This window comes from Flavobacterium plantiphilum (assembly GCF_046000495.1).
Classification (GTDB): Bacteria; Bacteroidota; Bacteroidia; order Flavobacteriales; family Flavobacteriaceae; genus Flavobacterium; species Flavobacterium plantiphilum.
Map to the genome: position 1 here is coordinate 1 of NZ_JBELQA010000025.1, position 257 is coordinate 257.

Genomic DNA, 257 nt, shown 5'->3' on the forward strand with positions numbered 1-257 from the left:
GGAGATGTCGGCCAGATGTGCCGCGATCGACAGCTCGGAGCCGAGCACGTGCAGCTCTTCCAGGTAGAACTGCATCACCCGGCTCGACTGCAGCCGCAGCGTGCCGCGCATGACATCGGCGGTGACGAAGGGATTGCCGTCGCGGTCGCCGCCGATCCAGCTCCCCATGCGCAGGAACGAGGCGAGCTCGGAGGCCCCCTGCTTGCCGCCCTCCTCCAGCCGGTCCTCCAGCGTGTTGACGAGCCGCGGCACCTCGC

Annotated in this window: 1 protein-coding gene; it reads right to left on the reverse strand. The window is 69.3% G+C overall.

Translation table 11 applies throughout. The annotated features are described in order from the left end of the window. Window positions 1-257 (reverse strand): phosphoenolpyruvate carboxylase (locus ABS764_RS16250; protein ID WP_408082842.1); only part of this gene is annotated, 257 nt, incomplete at both ends.